This is a genomic window from Streptomyces sp. NPDC127595 (genome assembly GCF_042671685.1).
In the GTDB taxonomy this organism is placed as follows: domain Bacteria; phylum Actinomycetota; class Actinomycetes; order Streptomycetales; family Streptomycetaceae; genus Streptomyces.
Genome location: NZ_JBHXWK010000001.1, coordinates 314,494 through 328,693, shown reverse-complemented (window position 1 = coordinate 328,693; position 14,200 = coordinate 314,494). Strand labels below are relative to the sequence as shown.

General features: G+C 72.1%; 12 protein-coding genes. 10 read left to right on the top strand and 2 right to left on the bottom strand.

Features of this window, described 5'->3' with window-relative positions; all coding sequences use genetic code 11:
* Window positions 1-3 precede the first annotated feature (3 nt).
* The 5 genes from pcaH (at window position 4) to ACFVKT_RS01410 (ending at window position 4,788) form a co-directional block, all read left to right on the top strand.
* Window positions 4-774, top strand: a complete 771-nt coding sequence (pcaH, locus tag ACFVKT_RS01430) for a protocatechuate 3,4-dioxygenase subunit beta (protein WP_385726345.1) — start codon at window positions 4-6, stop codon at window positions 772-774.
* A 2-nt stretch (window positions 775-776) separates the two neighbouring features.
* Entirely contained in the window at window positions 777-1,340 is a 564-nt protein-coding gene (pcaG, locus tag ACFVKT_RS01425) for a protocatechuate 3,4-dioxygenase subunit alpha (RefSeq protein WP_385728084.1), read from the top strand.
* On the top strand, window positions 1,337-2,665 hold the full coding sequence (gene pcaB, locus ACFVKT_RS01420; RefSeq protein ID WP_385726343.1) for a 3-carboxy-cis,cis-muconate cycloisomerase: 1,329 nt from the start codon (window positions 1,337-1,339) through the stop codon (window positions 2,663-2,665). Before pcaG ends, pcaB begins: the two co-directional genes overlap by 4 nt.
* Window positions 2,662-3,801: a 3-oxoadipate enol-lactonase gene (gene pcaD / locus ACFVKT_RS01415; RefSeq protein ID WP_385726341.1), complete on the top strand. Its 1,140-nt coding sequence runs from the start codon at window positions 2,662-2,664 to the stop codon at window positions 3,799-3,801. Before pcaB ends, pcaD begins: the two co-directional genes overlap by 4 nt.
* Before the next feature lie 156 nt (window positions 3,802-3,957).
* Complete coding sequence (locus ACFVKT_RS01410; RefSeq protein ID WP_385726339.1) at window positions 3,958-4,788, top strand: SDR family NAD(P)-dependent oxidoreductase; 831 nt, start codon at window positions 3,958-3,960, stop codon at window positions 4,786-4,788.
* A 21-nt stretch (window positions 4,789-4,809) separates the two neighbouring features.
* Here ACFVKT_RS01410 and ACFVKT_RS01405 read toward each other — a convergent pair whose 3' ends face one another.
* The gene (locus tag ACFVKT_RS01405; RefSeq protein WP_385726337.1) at window positions 4,810-7,479 is read right to left on the bottom strand and encodes an ATP-binding protein; all 2,670 of its coding nucleotides are present in this window, start codon (window positions 7,477-7,479) and stop codon (window positions 4,810-4,812) included.
* A gap of 260 nt (window positions 7,480-7,739) precedes the next feature.
* On the opposite strand from ACFVKT_RS01405, the gene ACFVKT_RS01400 reads away from it, so the two are divergent.
* The 3 genes from ACFVKT_RS01400 to ACFVKT_RS01390 are packed head-to-tail and all read left to right on the top strand — an operon-like array spanning window position 7,740 to window position 11,296.
* On the top strand, window positions 7,740-9,107 hold the full coding sequence (locus ACFVKT_RS01400) for an MFS transporter (RefSeq protein WP_385726335.1): 1,368 nt from the start codon (window positions 7,740-7,742) through the stop codon (window positions 9,105-9,107).
* Between the two features lie 4 nt (window positions 9,108-9,111).
* Complete coding sequence (locus tag ACFVKT_RS01395; protein WP_385726333.1) at window positions 9,112-10,266, top strand: anhydro-N-acetylmuramic acid kinase; 1,155 nt, start codon at window positions 9,112-9,114, stop codon at window positions 10,264-10,266.
* Window positions 10,267-10,321: 55 nt separating this feature from the next.
* Window positions 10,322-11,296, top strand: a complete 975-nt coding sequence (locus ACFVKT_RS01390; protein WP_385726331.1) for a DUF2510 domain-containing protein — start codon at window positions 10,322-10,324, stop codon at window positions 11,294-11,296.
* A gap of 180 nt (window positions 11,297-11,476) precedes the next feature.
* Here the strand turns inward: ACFVKT_RS01390 and ACFVKT_RS01385 are convergent, their stop codons facing one another.
* Window positions 11,477-12,091 carry a TetR/AcrR family transcriptional regulator C-terminal ligand-binding domain-containing protein gene (locus ACFVKT_RS01385; RefSeq protein ID WP_385726329.1) on the bottom strand — a complete coding sequence of 205 codons (615 nt, stop codon included), beginning with the start codon at window positions 12,089-12,091 and terminating at the stop codon, window positions 11,477-11,479.
* 243 nt (window positions 12,092-12,334) lie between these two features.
* Between ACFVKT_RS01385 and ACFVKT_RS01380 the strand changes: the two genes are divergently transcribed.
* Together ACFVKT_RS01380 and ACFVKT_RS01375 are read left to right on the top strand one after the other, a co-directional pair.
* Window positions 12,335-13,207 (top strand): phosphatase PAP2 family protein, encoded by an 873-nt coding sequence (locus ACFVKT_RS01380; RefSeq protein WP_385726327.1) that lies wholly within the window; start codon window positions 12,335-12,337, stop codon window positions 13,205-13,207.
* Window positions 13,204-14,199: a DMT family transporter gene (locus ACFVKT_RS01375; RefSeq protein ID WP_385726325.1), complete on the top strand. Its 996-nt coding sequence runs from the start codon at window positions 13,204-13,206 to the stop codon at window positions 14,197-14,199. Before ACFVKT_RS01380 ends, ACFVKT_RS01375 begins: the two co-directional genes overlap by 4 nt.
* Window position 14,200: the final 1 nt, after the last annotated feature.

Genomic DNA, 14,200 nt, shown 5'->3' with positions numbered 1-14,200 from the left:
ACCATGGCTCTCACTCAGTCGGACATCGACGTCGAGATCAAGGACCGCCAGGACGCGTACGACAAGGCGGTCGCCGGCGGCGGCCCGGTCCTGCACCACGCGCAACGCGACTACGCCCCGTACCGCAGCTCGGTGCTCCGCCACCCAAAGCAGCCGCTGATCGCCGTGAGCGGCGGTGACCCCGAGACGGTCGAGCTGTCGGGTCCCGTGTTCGGCGTCACCGACATAACCGAGATCGACAACGACCTCACCCGCCACCACCGGGGCGAGCCGATCGGCGAGCGCATGACCGTCTCGGGCCGGCTGCTCGACCGCTCCGGCCGTCCCGTGCGCGGTCAGCTCGTCGAGGTCTGGCAGGCCAACTCCGCCGGCCGCTACGCCCATCTGCGCGAACAGCACCCGGCGCCACTGGACCCCAACTTCACCGGTGTGGGGCGGACCCTGACGGACGATCAGGGCCGCTACTCGTTCACCACGATCAAGCCGGGCCCCTACCCGTGGGGCAACCACACGAACGCGTGGCGGCCGGCCCACATCCACTTCTCGGTCTTCGGCACGGCGTTCACCCAGCGACTGGTGACGCAGATGTACTTCCCGAGCGACCCGCTGTTCCCGTACGACCCGATCCTGAACTCCGTGACGGACGCGGCGGCCCGCGACCGCCTGATCGCCACCTACAACCACGATCTCTCCCAGCCCGAGTTCTCCCTGGGCTACGAGTGGGACATCGTCCTCGACGGCCCCTCCGCCACCTGGATCGAGGAAGGCCGATGAGCATGACCGAGCGGCTGCTCCCCACCCCGTCCCACACCATCGGCCCCTTCTACGGGTACGCGCTCCCCTTTCCCGGCGGCGGTCAGGTCGCACCCCAGGGCCACCCCGACGCGATCACCCTGCACGGGTACGTGCTCGACGGAGCGGGCGAGCCGATCCCCGACGCCATGCTCGACTTCTGGCAGGCGGCGCCCGACGGGTCCCTGAAGGGCGCCCCCGGCTCGCTGCGCCGCGACCCGTCCACCGGCGGCTTCCTGGGCCGCACCGGCATAGACTTCACCGGTTTCGGGCGGGTCCCCACGGACACCGACGGGCACTACGCGCTCTCCACACTGGTACCGGGCAACGCCGGGCAGCCGTACATCAGCGTGTGCGTCTTCGCACGCGGCCTGACGAACCACCTCTACACCCGCGCGTACCTCGCCGACGGCGCCGACCCGCTGCTCGACGCGCTCCCGGCCGAGCGGCGCGCCACGCTGATCGCGGCCGAGGGCACGAACCGGACGTACCGTTTCGACATCCGCCTTCAGGGCGAAGGCGAAACGGTCTTCCTGGAGTTCCAGTGACATTCGGTGATTCCGAAGCCCTGCTCGCCCCCGGGTGGGCAGGTTCCCCGGCGTCCGCCGCGACGAGCGACACCGCGTATCTGCGGGCGCTGCTCGACGCGGAGACGGCGCTGACCCGCGCCCAGGCGTCCCTGGGACTGGCTCCGGCGGAGGCGGCCGCCGCCGTGGATGCCGCGGCCGAGGTGTCCGGCTTCGACGTACGGTCGATCGCGCTGCGCGCCCGCGACGGCGGCAATCCGGTGATCCCGCTGGTCGCGGACCTGACCAAGGCGGTCGGCGCAGAATACGGGGCGTACGTCCACCGGGGTGCGACGAGCCAGGACATCATGGACTCGGCCACCATTCTGGTCGCCGTGCGCACTCTGGATCTGGTCCTGGAGGATCTGGACCGTACGGAACGTGCCCTGGCCCGGCTCGCGGCGGAGCACCGGGACACGGTGATGCCGGGCCGGACGCTGACGCAGCACGCGGTGCCGACGACCTTCGGGCTGAAGGCGGCGGGGTGGCGGTCACTGGTCCTCGACGCCAGGGACCGGGTCTCGGCCGTACGGGGCTCGCTGCCCGCTCAACTGGGCGGCGCGGCGGGGACGTTGGCGGCGTTCAGCGAGTTCGGCGCGGCGGACACCCAGGCGCTGACCGCGGCGTACGCGCGTGAACTCGGCCTCGCCGAGCCCGTGTTGCCCTGGCACACCCTTCGTACGCCGATCGCCGACCTGGCCGGAGCACTGGCCTTCACGGTGGGAGCGCTGGGCAAGACCGCGGTCGACGTGCTCATCCTCGGCCGTACCGAGATCGCGGAGGTCTCCGAAGGCAGCGGCGGCGGTTCGTCCGCGATGCCGCACAAGGCCAACCCCGTACGGGCCACCCTTGTCGCCGCCGCCGCCCGGCGCGCACCACAGCTGGCGGCCACGCTGTACGGGGCGATGGCGGCCGAGGACGAGCGCCCGGCCGGGGCCTGGCACGCCGAATGGGAGCCGCTGCGGGAGTTGCTACGGCTCGTCGGCGGGGCAGCGCGCGATACCGCGGAACTGGCCGAGGGGTTGCGGGTGCACGCCGAAGTGATGCGTGAACACCTCGGCCTCACCCACGGGTTGATCGTCTCCGAGCGGCTGGCCGCCTCGCTCGCTCCCGTGCTCGGGCGGGCCCGCGCGAAGGAGCTGCTGACGGCGGCCGCGAAACGGGCGGTCAACGAGAACCGGCCACTTCTCGATCTGCTCGACGAGGAGCCGGAACTCAAGGATCTCGATCTCGTGGACCTCACCGACCCGGCCCACTACACGGGCTCCGCCGGAGCCCTCACCGACCGTGCCCTGGAGCGACGTTGACGACCCTCTCTCACGGCAAGCTGCCGCACCACCGCGCCGAAGGGCCCCTCACCGCTCCCCCGCTGCTGCTCGGGCCCTCGCTCGGCACATCGAGCGCGCTGTGGGACAAGGTCGCGCCCGAGCTGTCCGTGACGCACCGGGTGATCCGCTGGGACCTGCCCGGTCACGGCGGCTCCCCGGCGGACCTGATCGGACCCGGCGCGAGCATGGCCGACCTTGCCGCACTGGTGCTGGCCCTCGCCGACTCGCTCGGCATCGACCGATTCGCCTACGCGGGCGTCTCGTTGGGCGGCGCGGTGGGTCTGCACCTGGCCGTGCACCACCCGGAGCGGGTGTCGTCCCTGGCCCTCGTCTGTTCCTCGGCCCACTTCAACGGCTCCAAGCCGTGGGAGGAGCGTGCGGCAGTCGTGCGCCGCGAGGGCCTCGGCGCGCTCGCCGACGCCGCGAACTCCCGTTGGTTCACGCCCGGTTTCACCGTGCCGGAGCTGGTCGAGGACCTCCGGACCGCCGACCCGGGGGCGTACGCCGCCTGTTGCGACGCACTCGCGGCGTTCGACCTCCGCGACCGGCTCTCGGTCGTCGGAGCGCCGACCTTGCTGATCGCGGGTCGCGAGGATCCGGCGACGCCGCCCGCGCATCTGCGGGAGATCGCGGACGCGGTGCCCGGCGCCACGCTCACCGAGCTCCCGGGCGCCTCGCATCTGGCCCCTGCCGAACGCCCCGAAGCCGTGCTCGCCGCGCTGCGCGGACACTTCGACGGGTACCCGTCGCGCGGTATGGAGGTACGCCGCCAGGTACTCGGCGACACCCATGTGGACCGCGCGCAGGCCCGCCAGACGCCCTTCACCGCCCGCTTCCAGGACTTCATCTCCCGCTACGCCTGGGGCGAGATCTGGACGGATCCGACACTGACCCGCCGTGAGCGCAGCATGATCACGCTCACCGCGCTGGTGGCCCACGGCCACTACGACGAGTTCGCGATGCACGTCCGCGCGGCCCGGCACAACGGGCTCACCCCTGAGGAGATCGGCGCGGTCCTCCTCCAGACCGCCGTGTACTGCGGTGTCCCGGCGGCCAACTCGGCGTTCGCGGTGGCCCAGCGGGTGCTGGCGGAGGAGGACGGGGCGGAGGCCTGAGCCGGAGAGTCCGATGGCCGGCGGCCGGCGGCCGGCGGCCCTCAGTGGTCGGCCGATCCGGCACGGTGACCCTGCCCAGCGTAGTGACAACAGCACCAGGTTGCGGTGCCCGCCCGTGCCTAGGCTGGACGGAGACCCCCTGTGAACGGAGCCCCTGTGCCCACTGTCCTGATCACCGGCGCCACCTCCGGCCTCGGCCGGTACGTCGCCTTCGAACTGGTCCGCTCCGGATACGTCGTCCTCGCGCACGGGCGCGACCGCTCACGTACGCAGCAGCTCGTCGCGGAGCTGGCGGCGGAGGGCGGTGCGGCGCACGGGTTCGTCGCGGACCTGGCCTCGCTGGACGAGGTACGGCGGCTCGGTGCGGAGGTCGCCGCCGCACATCCCCGTCTCGACATCCTGGTCAACAACGCGGGTGTGGGCTTCGGTTCGCCCGGTTCGGGCCGCGAGCTGAGCCGCGACGGACATGAACTACGGCTCGCCGTGAACTACTTGGCGCCGGTCGCGCTCACCCGCGCGCTGCTTCCGGTGCTCCGGGCGAGCGCCCCGTCCCGGATCGTCAACGTCGGCTCGGCAGGGCAGGAGCCCCTGGACTTCGACGACCCCGAGCTCACCCGGGGCTACAGCGGCCGGGCGGCGTACTGGCGCAGCAAGTTCGCCCTCGCGGCGCACACCTTCGCACTGGCCGAGGAACTCGCGGGCACCGGTGTGTCGGTGAACGTGCTGCATCCCGCGACCTACATGGACACGGCGATGGTCCGCGAGGGAGGCGTCGAGCCGTGGTCCAGCGTCGCCGACGGCGGCGCCGGTGTACTCGCCCTGGTGACAACGGAGTTGGGCACGGGCGGATACTTCGACGGCACCAGCCCCTCGCGGGCGCACAAGGAGGCGTACGACCGCGAGGTCTGGAAGCGGCTGGCGGCGACCACCGAGCGGTTGCTCGATGGCCGGCACCCGACGGACCAGGAGGCGGGCACCAAAAAATAACTGGCGCTGGTGGACCCCGCTCTAGAAGCCGTCCAGTGCCCGCTGCGCCTGTGCCACCACTCCGTCCGCGCCGCACGAACGCGCCAGCGTCAGGCCCTTGTTGAGCTCGGACACCGACCGGGCGGCGATGCCGTACTCGACACGCGCCGCCGCATGCTCGTACTGGCAGGGGGAGGCCTCCAGATAGGTGACCGCCTGGGCGGCGAGCCGTACCGCGCGCTGGCCCGACTCCAGGGCCGCCGCACAGCGCAGGGCCTCACCGATGGCCGTGTCCGTGCCGAAACGCTCGGCCTGGCGGCGGGCGTCTGCGGCCAGGGCCGCGGCGCGCGCCGGGTCCTCCGTGGCGAGAGCGCGGGCGAGGTCGACAGCCCAGGGCGCGAGCACCGTGTTGTGGTGACCGCGCACGGCGGCGGCCTTCTCGGCTGCCTCCAGTTCGTTGATGCCTTCCTTCGTGCGGCCGACGGCGCACAGCAGCCGGCCGCGGACGGAGCGCGTGTCGGGGAGGACGATCGTGGACGGGTACGGCGGTGCGAAGCCGTACTCCTCGGCGATCTCCTCCGCCTCCAGGAGGTGGCCGCGGGCGATCAGTGTGTCGATGAGCCCGCAGGTCGCGGACCAGTACAGGGGCAGCCCGCGCCCGACCCGCTCCGCGAGGCGCAGCGACTCGCGCTGATAGGTTTCCGCGTCGGCGAGGCGACCACGTCTGCGGTGTGCGAGGCCGAGGTAGGCGTTGGCCAGGGCTAGGTGGCCGCCGCTCCAGCCTGCCTTCATATAGGCGTGCAGGGCCTCGCTGAACAGGCTCTCGGCGCGGTCGAGCCGGTCGGCGTAGGCGTACGCGCTGCCCAGCATCAGGAGGAGTTCGATGCCCCACTCGGTGTCGGTCCAGCCCAGTCCCGGTGCGAGGCGGCCGTTGACGAGGGCGCGGTCGCAGACTTCCGCGACCTCCTCGGCGTTCTCGCCGCGCGTCATCGCGTCGAAGCCGCGCAGTATGAGCAGCGCGCGCTCGGAGTTGTCGCGGCCCGTGCAGGTCCTGGCGAGTTCGGCGAGACCGCTGGAGCGTCCCGAGGCCTGGTCCTCGCCGGCGTGGATGCCCTCCCACATGTAGTGCACGGCCTGGAGCCGCATCCGGGCAGGGCCTGGGTCGAGCCGGGCGGCCTCCGCGTCGACGGTGCGGACGGCCTCTTCGAGCTGGTCGTTGTGGAGGAGTGCCTGGGAGAGGCGGAAGACCGCGTCCACCCGGAGGTCGCCCTGGAGGCCGGCCCTGTCGAGGGCGGCCCGCAGATGGCCGATCGTCCTGGCGGGCGCGGTCAGGAGCGTGGCGCAGCCCAGTTCGTAGAGCACGCGCGCGTGGACGTCGGGAAGCGGGGGTTCGGCCAGTGCGCGCTCCAGACAGCGCCTGGCCGCGTCGGGCGCGCCGACGGCGAGGTGTTCGCGGGCGGCCTCGCGCATCTGCTCGACGAGTTCGGGGTCTTCGTCCGGGTGCACTTCGAGGAGGTGCCGGGAGGCGGCCGCGGCGCCCCGTCCGGAGTCGGTGACCGCCCAGGCGGCCTGGCCGTGCATGGCGGTGCGCAGGGCGTCCGGGATCGAGCGGTAGACCGCGCTCGCGATGAGCGGATGCACGAACTCCAGGTCGCCTTCGGACTCCCTGCCGTTCACAGGTTCGGTCCTGGTCAGGATGCGGGCGACGCCGAGCAGTTCGGCGCAGCGCACGGCCTCCTCGGTCGGCATTCCGGCGAGGTGGGCGGCCAGGTCGAGGGAGATTCCGGTGCCGAGGATCGCGGCCGCCCAGGCGAATCGCGTGGCGTCGATGCCGAGTCCTTCGAGGCGGGCGACGAGTCCGCGGCCGCGGGCCGAGCGGTTCAGGGCGCGCAGTTCGGCGGCCGAGCCCTCCACCGGGTCGAGCCCGCTGTCCTGGACCTTGGCGAGCAACTCGACGGTCTCGTACGGGTTTCCGCCGGTGACCGCCCAGACCTCGCGGCAGAAGGGGGCGTCGGCGTGCTCGCCGAGGGTGGCACGGGTCAGCCCTTCGGCCGCCGACGGGGTCAGGGCGCTCAGGGTGGCGATCGGGCGGGCAGCGGCAGCGATGGTGTCGAGGTAGGCGGCGCTCACGCCACTCACGCCGGACGGGCGGCGGGCCACCACGATGAGGACGGACAGGTCGTCGAGGCGCTCGGCGAACGCGGCCAGCCAGCGCAGGGTCTCCTGGTCGGCCCAGTGTGCGTCGTCGACGAGAAGGACGAGCGGCCACTCGCGCTTGGCCAGTCGTCGCACAGCCGCGACCAGGCCGTCGCAGACGCCCTGCGGGTCGGGTTGCCGGTCGCCCGGTTCCGCTATGCCGAGCGCGGGTCCCGCGATGTCGTACCAGTCGCCCAGATATTCGCGCGCCTCCTCGGGCAATAACGACACCAGAGCGGGCTGCAACAGCTGCCGTACGACATTGAAGGGGACGGACGTGACGGTCTCGCCGCCGCGTGCCGACCACACCGCGCAGCCGGTGCTCTCCGCGATCCGGCGCGCCTCGGCGAGGAGCGCGGTCTTGCCGAGGCCGGCGTCACCGCTGAACACCAGCAGGCTTCCCGGCGTCGCGGAGTCCGCGCGCAGGGCGCCGATCGCCTGTTCGAGCGTGGCGACTTCCTCGTCGCGCTCCCACAGGGGAGCCGAGGCGGCCACTCCTGGCCCGGCCTCCGTCATCCCGCTACCTCCCCAGGTCGCCCAAACGACGTACAGGCAAAGAGCGTAGCCCTCTCGAAGCCGTCATGTCGGCGGGTCCGGGCAGCTGTTGCCGAGACGAGTGACGGCGGGGTTCCGCAGTCGACGCGCCGATGCCCCGACCAGGCCGGGTGAAAGTTATTGACAGCCAACCACCCACGAACTGAAACTAATTTTCCAACATCAGTCTCCGCCGCCCCGCCGGGACCGCCCGGCCCCGCCGCGCCCCGGGAGGAACCGGCATGAGCGCCCCCGCGCACGACTCCGACCTGCGCGCCTCTCCGACCGGACAGTCCCGCAGAGCCCTGTTCGCGGGCTCCGTGGGCAACTTCATCGAGTGGTACGAGTTCGGGGTCTACGGCTACTTCGCGACGATCATCGCGGCGCGGTTCTTCACACCGGAGGGCGGCAGCGAGGTCGAGGGCCTGGTGAAGACATACGCGTCCTTCGCACTCGCGTTCTTCTTCCGGCCCGTCGGCGCCGCGCTGTTCGGACGGCTCGGCGACCGGATCGGGCGCCGTCCGGTGCTGATCCTGGTGATCGTCCTGATGACGGCCGCGACGACCCTGATCGGCCTGCTGCCCACCTACGCCACCGTCGGCGCCCTCGCTCCCTGGCTGCTCACTCTGCTGCGGGTGCTTCAAGGGCTGTCCGCGGGCGGGGAGTTCGGGGGCGCGGTCTCGGTGATGACGGAGTTCGCACCGCCGGGCAGGCGCGGCCTTTACGGGTCCTGGCAGTCGTTCACGGTGGCGCTGGGACTGCTGGCCGGCGCGGGGGTCGCGGCGCTGCTGGCCACGGTGCTCAGCGCACAGGAGCTGGGCGACTGGGGCTGGCGGCTCCCCTTCCTGCTGACGCTGCCACTCGGCCTCGGCGCGCTGTGGCTGCGCCTTCGGCTGGACGAGACACCGGCCTTCGAGAAGGAAACCCGCCTGGACAAGACGCCGGCCTTCGAGAGGGAAACCCGCCTGGACGGGACGCCCGCCCTCGCCCGGGAGCAGGGCCAAGAGCGGCCGACAGGGCGGGAGTTGGCCCGCGCGATCACGCTCGGCGCCGGGCGCGTCATGGGCTGGGCGGCGGCCGGTTACACCTTCCTCGTCGTGCTCCCCGCCTACCTCCAGAGCACCTTGAACGCCACCTTCCAGCAGGCACTGCTCGCCACCGTCGTCGCCAACCTCGGCTTCGCGGCGACGATCATCCCGGCGGGCCTGCTCAGCGACCGGATCGGACGGCGCCCGGTGATGCTCACGGGGGCCGTCCTGGTCACCGTGCTGGCGATCCCGCTGCTCAACCTTCTTCAGAGCGCCGGGACTTCGAACGGGGTGAAGGGTGTCGCCGTGCTTTTGGCGGGTGCCGTGGTCGGGCTGATGGCCGGGCCCGGGCCGGCGATGCTCTCCGAGATGTTCCCGACGAGCGTCCGCTACACGGGCCTGGGACTCGCCTACGCCCTGTCCAATGCGGTGTTCTCGGGCTGCGCGGGGCTCATCATCACCGAGACGGTCAAACGGACGGGGAACGTGGACATTCCCGGGTACTACGCGGCGGCGACCTGCGCCGTCAGCGTCCTGGCGCTGGCCACGCTTCCCAAGGGGCAGCAGAAGCAAGGGAGTTGAGGAGGTGCGGGTGATCGGCCTGATGTCCGGGACGTCGTACGACGCCATCGACGCGGCGGCGGCCGAGCTGACCCTCGACGAGGAGAGCCTCGTACTGCGGCCGCTGGGGTTCGTCAGTGAGCCGTACGCCTCCGAGCTGCGCGACGCGCTGGCGGCGGCGCTTCCGCCGGCCGCGAGCGGCCTGGCCGAGGTGTGCCGCCTGGACACCCGGATCGGGCAGGCCTTCGCGGCGGCGGCCGTCCGCGCCGACCGCGAACTGTGCGACGAGGAAGCCGAGTTGGTCGCCTCGCACGGCCAGACCGTCTACCACTGGGTGGCGGACGGGCGGGTGCACGGGACCCTCCAGCTCGGGCAGCCGGCCTGGATCGCCGAGGCGACAGGGCTGCCCGTGGTCGCCGACTTCCGGCCACGTGACATCGCCGCCGGCGGGCAGGGCGCACCCCTGGTCAGCCTGTTCGACCGGCTGTGGCTGCGCGGCAGGGCGGGGACGCCGGTGGCGCTGAATCTGGGCGGTATCGCCAACCTCACCGCGCCGGACGGCACCGCGTTCGACACGGGGCCCGCGTGCGCGCTCCTGGACGCGGCGGCACGGGGCTTCAGCGGCGGCCGCCTCGACCACGACGTGGACGGTGCCCTCGCCGCCCGCGGCACCGTCCACGGCCCGCTGCTGCGACGCCTGCTCGCCGAGCCGTACTACGGCCTGCCCGCTCCCAAGACGACGGGCAAGGAGCTGTTCCACCTCGGCTATCTGCGCGACGCGCTGACCGGCTTCAGGACGCTGACCGGCGAGGACGTCATCGCGACCCTCACCGCGCTCACCGCCCGCACGGTCGCCGACGCGGTGCGCACGGTGCGGGCCACCGAGGTGATCGCCTCCGGCGGCGGCACCCGTAACCCCGTACTGATGGCGATGCTCGGCGCCGAACTCCCCGGCGTCACGCTGCACACCTCCGACGCGCTGGGCCTGCCCTCGGCCGCCAAGGAGGCGTACGCCTTCGCCGTACTCGGGTTCCTGACCCTGCACGGCCTCCCGGGCACCGACCCGGCGAGCACCGGGGCCCGGCATCCCAGCGTTCTAGGGTCGATCACGCCGGGGCGGGACGGGCTGCGGTTGCCGCCGCGAGCGGACCGGACACCTCTCCGGCTAGTCCTGAAATGAACCTTCCCCCGCCCCTCTCATCCGTCTTTCACGCAGGCCTCATACGGTGGGCACCATGACGCAGGTGACTCCTCCCGGCTGGTATCCCGACCCCGGGCAGACAGATGACAGTCCCGCCACCGAGCGCTGGTGGGACGGGGAGACATGGACGGACCAGACCCGGCCCGTCGGGTCGGCCGCCGCATGGGGTCCCCCGGCGCACCCGCCGGCCACCGGACCGTATCCGGCCTATCCGCCGGGCCCGCCGCGGCGCGGACTGCGCACCGGTATAGCCGTCGCCGTGGCGATAGCGGTCCTCGCCGGCATCGGGGGTGGGGTGTACGCACTGACGAAGAGCGACGGCAGCAGTGACAACACCGCCAACTCCCAGGGTCCCGGCGGTTTCCCCGGCGGTTCGGGCGGGCCCTCGGGCGCGCCCAGCGGCGGCCCCGGTGGCGGCTCGGGAGGCTCCGGCGGTCCGCGCGGCCAGGCCCCGGGGCCGAGTCAGTCCCTTCCGCCGCAGGAGCCCGGTTTCGCCACCGACCCGATCAACGGCATCAGCATCCCGGTGCCCGACGGCTGGACCGGCTCCAGCATCACGGTGGGCGCCGCGGTGACCTCGGACGACTCCTACAAGTGCCCCGGCGACACCACGGCCACCTGCACCGCCGGCGGCCTGTACTCGGCCCCGGCGGTGGCACTCGAGCTGAAGGCCACCACGGCCGAGGCGGCGGCGAAGGAGGACATCTCCAAGAACGCCGAGGAGTCCTACGGCGGCAAGTCCTACGGCGAGATCACCTCGCACGAGGTACTCGCCTCCAAGGCGGTCACCGTGGCGGGGCAGAAGGGCTACCTGGTCCGCTGGAAGGCGGTCACCAGCAAGGGCGAGGACGGCTATGTCGAGTCGCTCGCCTTCCCCTCCCCCCTCAATGCCAAGCAGCTCGTGATCATCCGCTTCGGCGTCGACGTCAGTGAGAAGCAGGACGTGATCGACGAGGTCACGAAGGGCATCAAGGTGGCCTCCGGGACCGGCAGCGGGCAAGGCGTGTAGCGCCGTACCGCGGGTCCGGCGGATCGCGCCGGACCCGCGGTACGGAAACGGTTCGGCCGGGTGGGGTGCCCCTCCGCTCAAGAGGAACCCCACCCGGCCGGGGGTTCGCGCCGCCCCCGTCCCCACGGTGCGGCGCGCGCAGGCCGACGTCCGGTCATCCCGCGGACGGCGGCCTGAGTCTCAGGTCAGGCCGAGGGTCGGAAGCACGACCGCCTCCACGAACTGTGTGAGATAGGCCGCATCCGCGTACTGCCCCTCCAGCACGGGGCGCACCCGCATGACGCCGATGACCTGCGCCGGAATGAAGTCCAGCGCCGGGTGATCGGCGGCGATCTCCCCTCGGTCGACCGCGCGCCGGATCATCTCCTTCAGCGAGGCGACCTCGGGCTCGACGAGCGCTTCGCGCAGGGCCCGCTGGAGCTCCTCGTCCGCCATCACGGTGTGGCCGAGCGCCTGGAGCAGCCGCGTGTCGTGGTCCGACCACTCGCCCGCGGCGCGCGCCGCGGCGCGCAGGTCCTCGGCGAGTGAGCCGGTGTCGATACCCAGGAACCGGGGGCAGCGGTTGGCGCGCAGCGCCGCCGCCACGAACTGGGGCTTCGTCTTCCACTGCCGGTAGAGCGTGGACTTGCTGCAGCGGGTGCTCGCCGCCACGCCCTCCATGGTGAAGGCGTCATAGCCGCACTCGCGGAGCTGGTCGATCACAGCGTCGTAGAACTCCTGCTCACGCTCAGGCGTGATCTTGGAGCGGCGCGAGGCGACGACCGTCTCCGGTCCGTCCGCGGCCTGCGACGTCATGCTCTTCTCCTCGCTCGGTCGGTTCGACACGGTGGGATTCGGTGGTCCGTCTCACACAGTCTAATCGATACGCCACTGTACCGGAACGGCAGCGTATCGGTACACTCTCGTATCGGTACACTGGCGTATCGATGAGCCTTGGACAGGACCCACCCCTTTGTCGAGTAACCGGCATGGAGTGGACCTTGTCCTGGGCTCACCACGCACCACCCCACGCAAGACCGTCAGCAAGGGGGCCGGGGGATGGATTCCCGAACCGAGCCTGCAGAATCCGCAATCGAACCGGCGACCGACGCGGCCGAAGGCCGGGCCGCACCATACGAGAAGGTGGCGCACCCGCCGAAAGACACCGCCGCACGCCCGCCGCTGCTGCGCGAACTCCTGCTCGTCGTGGGCCTCTTCCTCGTCTACAAGATCGGGCGGCAGCTGGCCACCGGCCACACCGCCGAGGCCTTCCGCAACGCGGACCGCGTATGGGACTGGGAGCGCGCCCTCCACCTGCCGGGCGAGAGCGACGTACAGAACGTGCTGCTGCACAGCGACACCCTCGTGCACATCGCGAACATCTACTACGCGACCGTCCACTTCCCGGCGACCGTGGCCTTCCTGGTCTGGCTGTATCTGAGGCGCCCGGCCCACTACGTATGGGCGCGCCGCGTCCTCGCGGTGGTCACCGGCGCCGCTCTGGTCGGGCATCTCTTCTTCCCGCTCGCACCGCCGCGGCTGCTGAAGGCCGCGGGGCTTGTGGACACCGGGCAGGCGTACGGGCCCACGGTGTACGGGGCGCACCCCGCGACCGACGCGGTGGCGAACCAGTTCGCGGCGATGCCCTCGCTGCACTTCGGCTGGGCCCTGATGGTCGCGATCGGCCTGATCGCCGCGACCCGGTCCCGGTGGCGCTGGCTGTGGCTGCTGCATCCGCTGATCACCCTGCTGGTGATCGTCGGAACGGCGAACCACTACTGGCTCGACGCGATCGTGGCCGCCGCGCTGCTCGGCATCGCCCTCGCGGTGATCCACCTGCCCCACCGGACGACGACAACGGCGGGGCGTACGCAGGAACGCGCCGATGACGCCGTACGGGACATACCGGAACTCGTCGGAGCCGGCCGATGAATGCCACGGTCGCCGCCATCGTCCTTTCGCTGTTCTCGGCCGTCGCATACGCCGCCGCGGCCGTGGCGCAGGAGCGGCTCGCGTCCCGCAGCTCGGACTCCGGCATGCTGCGGCTGCTGGGCAGCGGGGCCTGGTGGTGGTCGGTCGCGCTGAACGCGTCCGCCGCACTGCTGCATGTCGCCGCGCTCAAGTACGGCACGCTCACGCTGGTGCAGCCGCTCGGCGCGCTCACCCTGGTGGCCGCGGTGCCGCTGGGGGCGAGGGTCGCCGGGCGGCGGGTCAGCGTGGTCGAGTGGCGCGGCACCGCGCTCACCCTGACCGGTCTCGCGGCGCTGCTCGTCACGGCGTCCGGGCCGGCGCCCGACAACGTGCTGAGCGTGCCGCAGGCGCTGGCCGTCGCCGCCACGACCGCCGTACTGATCGGCGGTCTCGCACGCCGGGGTGCGCGGCCGGGGCTGCGGCACGCGACCGCCTCGGGTTTCGCCTCCGGTGTCGCCTCGGCACTCACCCAGACGGTGACGGTGGCCGCGACCGACCGCTCGGACTCGCTGCTCAGCGCCCAGGTGATCGTGGTGGCCCTGCTCGTGGCGGCCTTCGCGGTGGGCGGACTGCTGCTGTCGCAGACCGCGTACCGGGGCGGTCTCGGCGCGCCACTCGCCGTGGTGACGCTCGCCAATCCGGTGGCCGCCGCGGTGATCGGTCTGTCCCTGCTCGGGGAACGCCTCCAGGGCGGCGCGGTGGGCATGCTGCTGGCCCTCGTTGGAGCGGGCATCGCGGCCTGGGGCGTGGTGACGCTGTCGCGAACGGCGCCTGCGCTGCTGGTCGAGGACCATCAGATTGCCGCGGTGCTGGTCGAGGACCATCCGGTTGCCGCGGTGCTGGTCGAGGACCATCCGGTTGCCGCGGTGCTGGCCCTCAAGCCCGAGTCGGCGGCGTACGAACCCTCGTTGCTGCCGCAGCAGCCGAACGCGGGGCATCTGACAGCCCTGTAGA

Bases quoted from the DNA above. Each gene is read 5' to 3' on its own strand.
- ACFVKT_RS01380 (WP_385726327.1), top strand. From the start codon at position 12,335: ATGGATTCCCGAACCGAGCCTGCAGAATCCGCAATCGAACCGGCGACC.
- ACFVKT_RS01385 (WP_385726329.1), bottom strand. From the start codon at position 12,091: ATGACGTCGCAGGCCGCGGACGGACCGGAGACGGTCGTCGCCTCGCGC.
- pcaG (WP_385728084.1), top strand. From the start codon at position 777: ATGACCGAGCGGCTGCTCCCCACCCCGTCCCACACCATCGGCCCCTTC.
- ACFVKT_RS01390 (WP_385726331.1), top strand. From the start codon at position 10,322: ATGACGCAGGTGACTCCTCCCGGCTGGTATCCCGACCCCGGGCAGACA.
- ACFVKT_RS01375 (WP_385726325.1), top strand. From the start codon at position 13,204: ATGAATGCCACGGTCGCCGCCATCGTCCTTTCGCTGTTCTCGGCCGTC.
- ACFVKT_RS01405 (WP_385726337.1), bottom strand. From the start codon at position 7,479: ATGACGGAGGCCGGGCCAGGAGTGGCCGCCTCGGCTCCCCTGTGGGAG.
- pcaH (WP_385726345.1), top strand. From the start codon at position 4: ATGGCTCTCACTCAGTCGGACATCGACGTCGAGATCAAGGACCGCCAG.
- ACFVKT_RS01400 (WP_385726335.1), top strand. From the start codon at position 7,740: ATGAGCGCCCCCGCGCACGACTCCGACCTGCGCGCCTCTCCGACCGGA.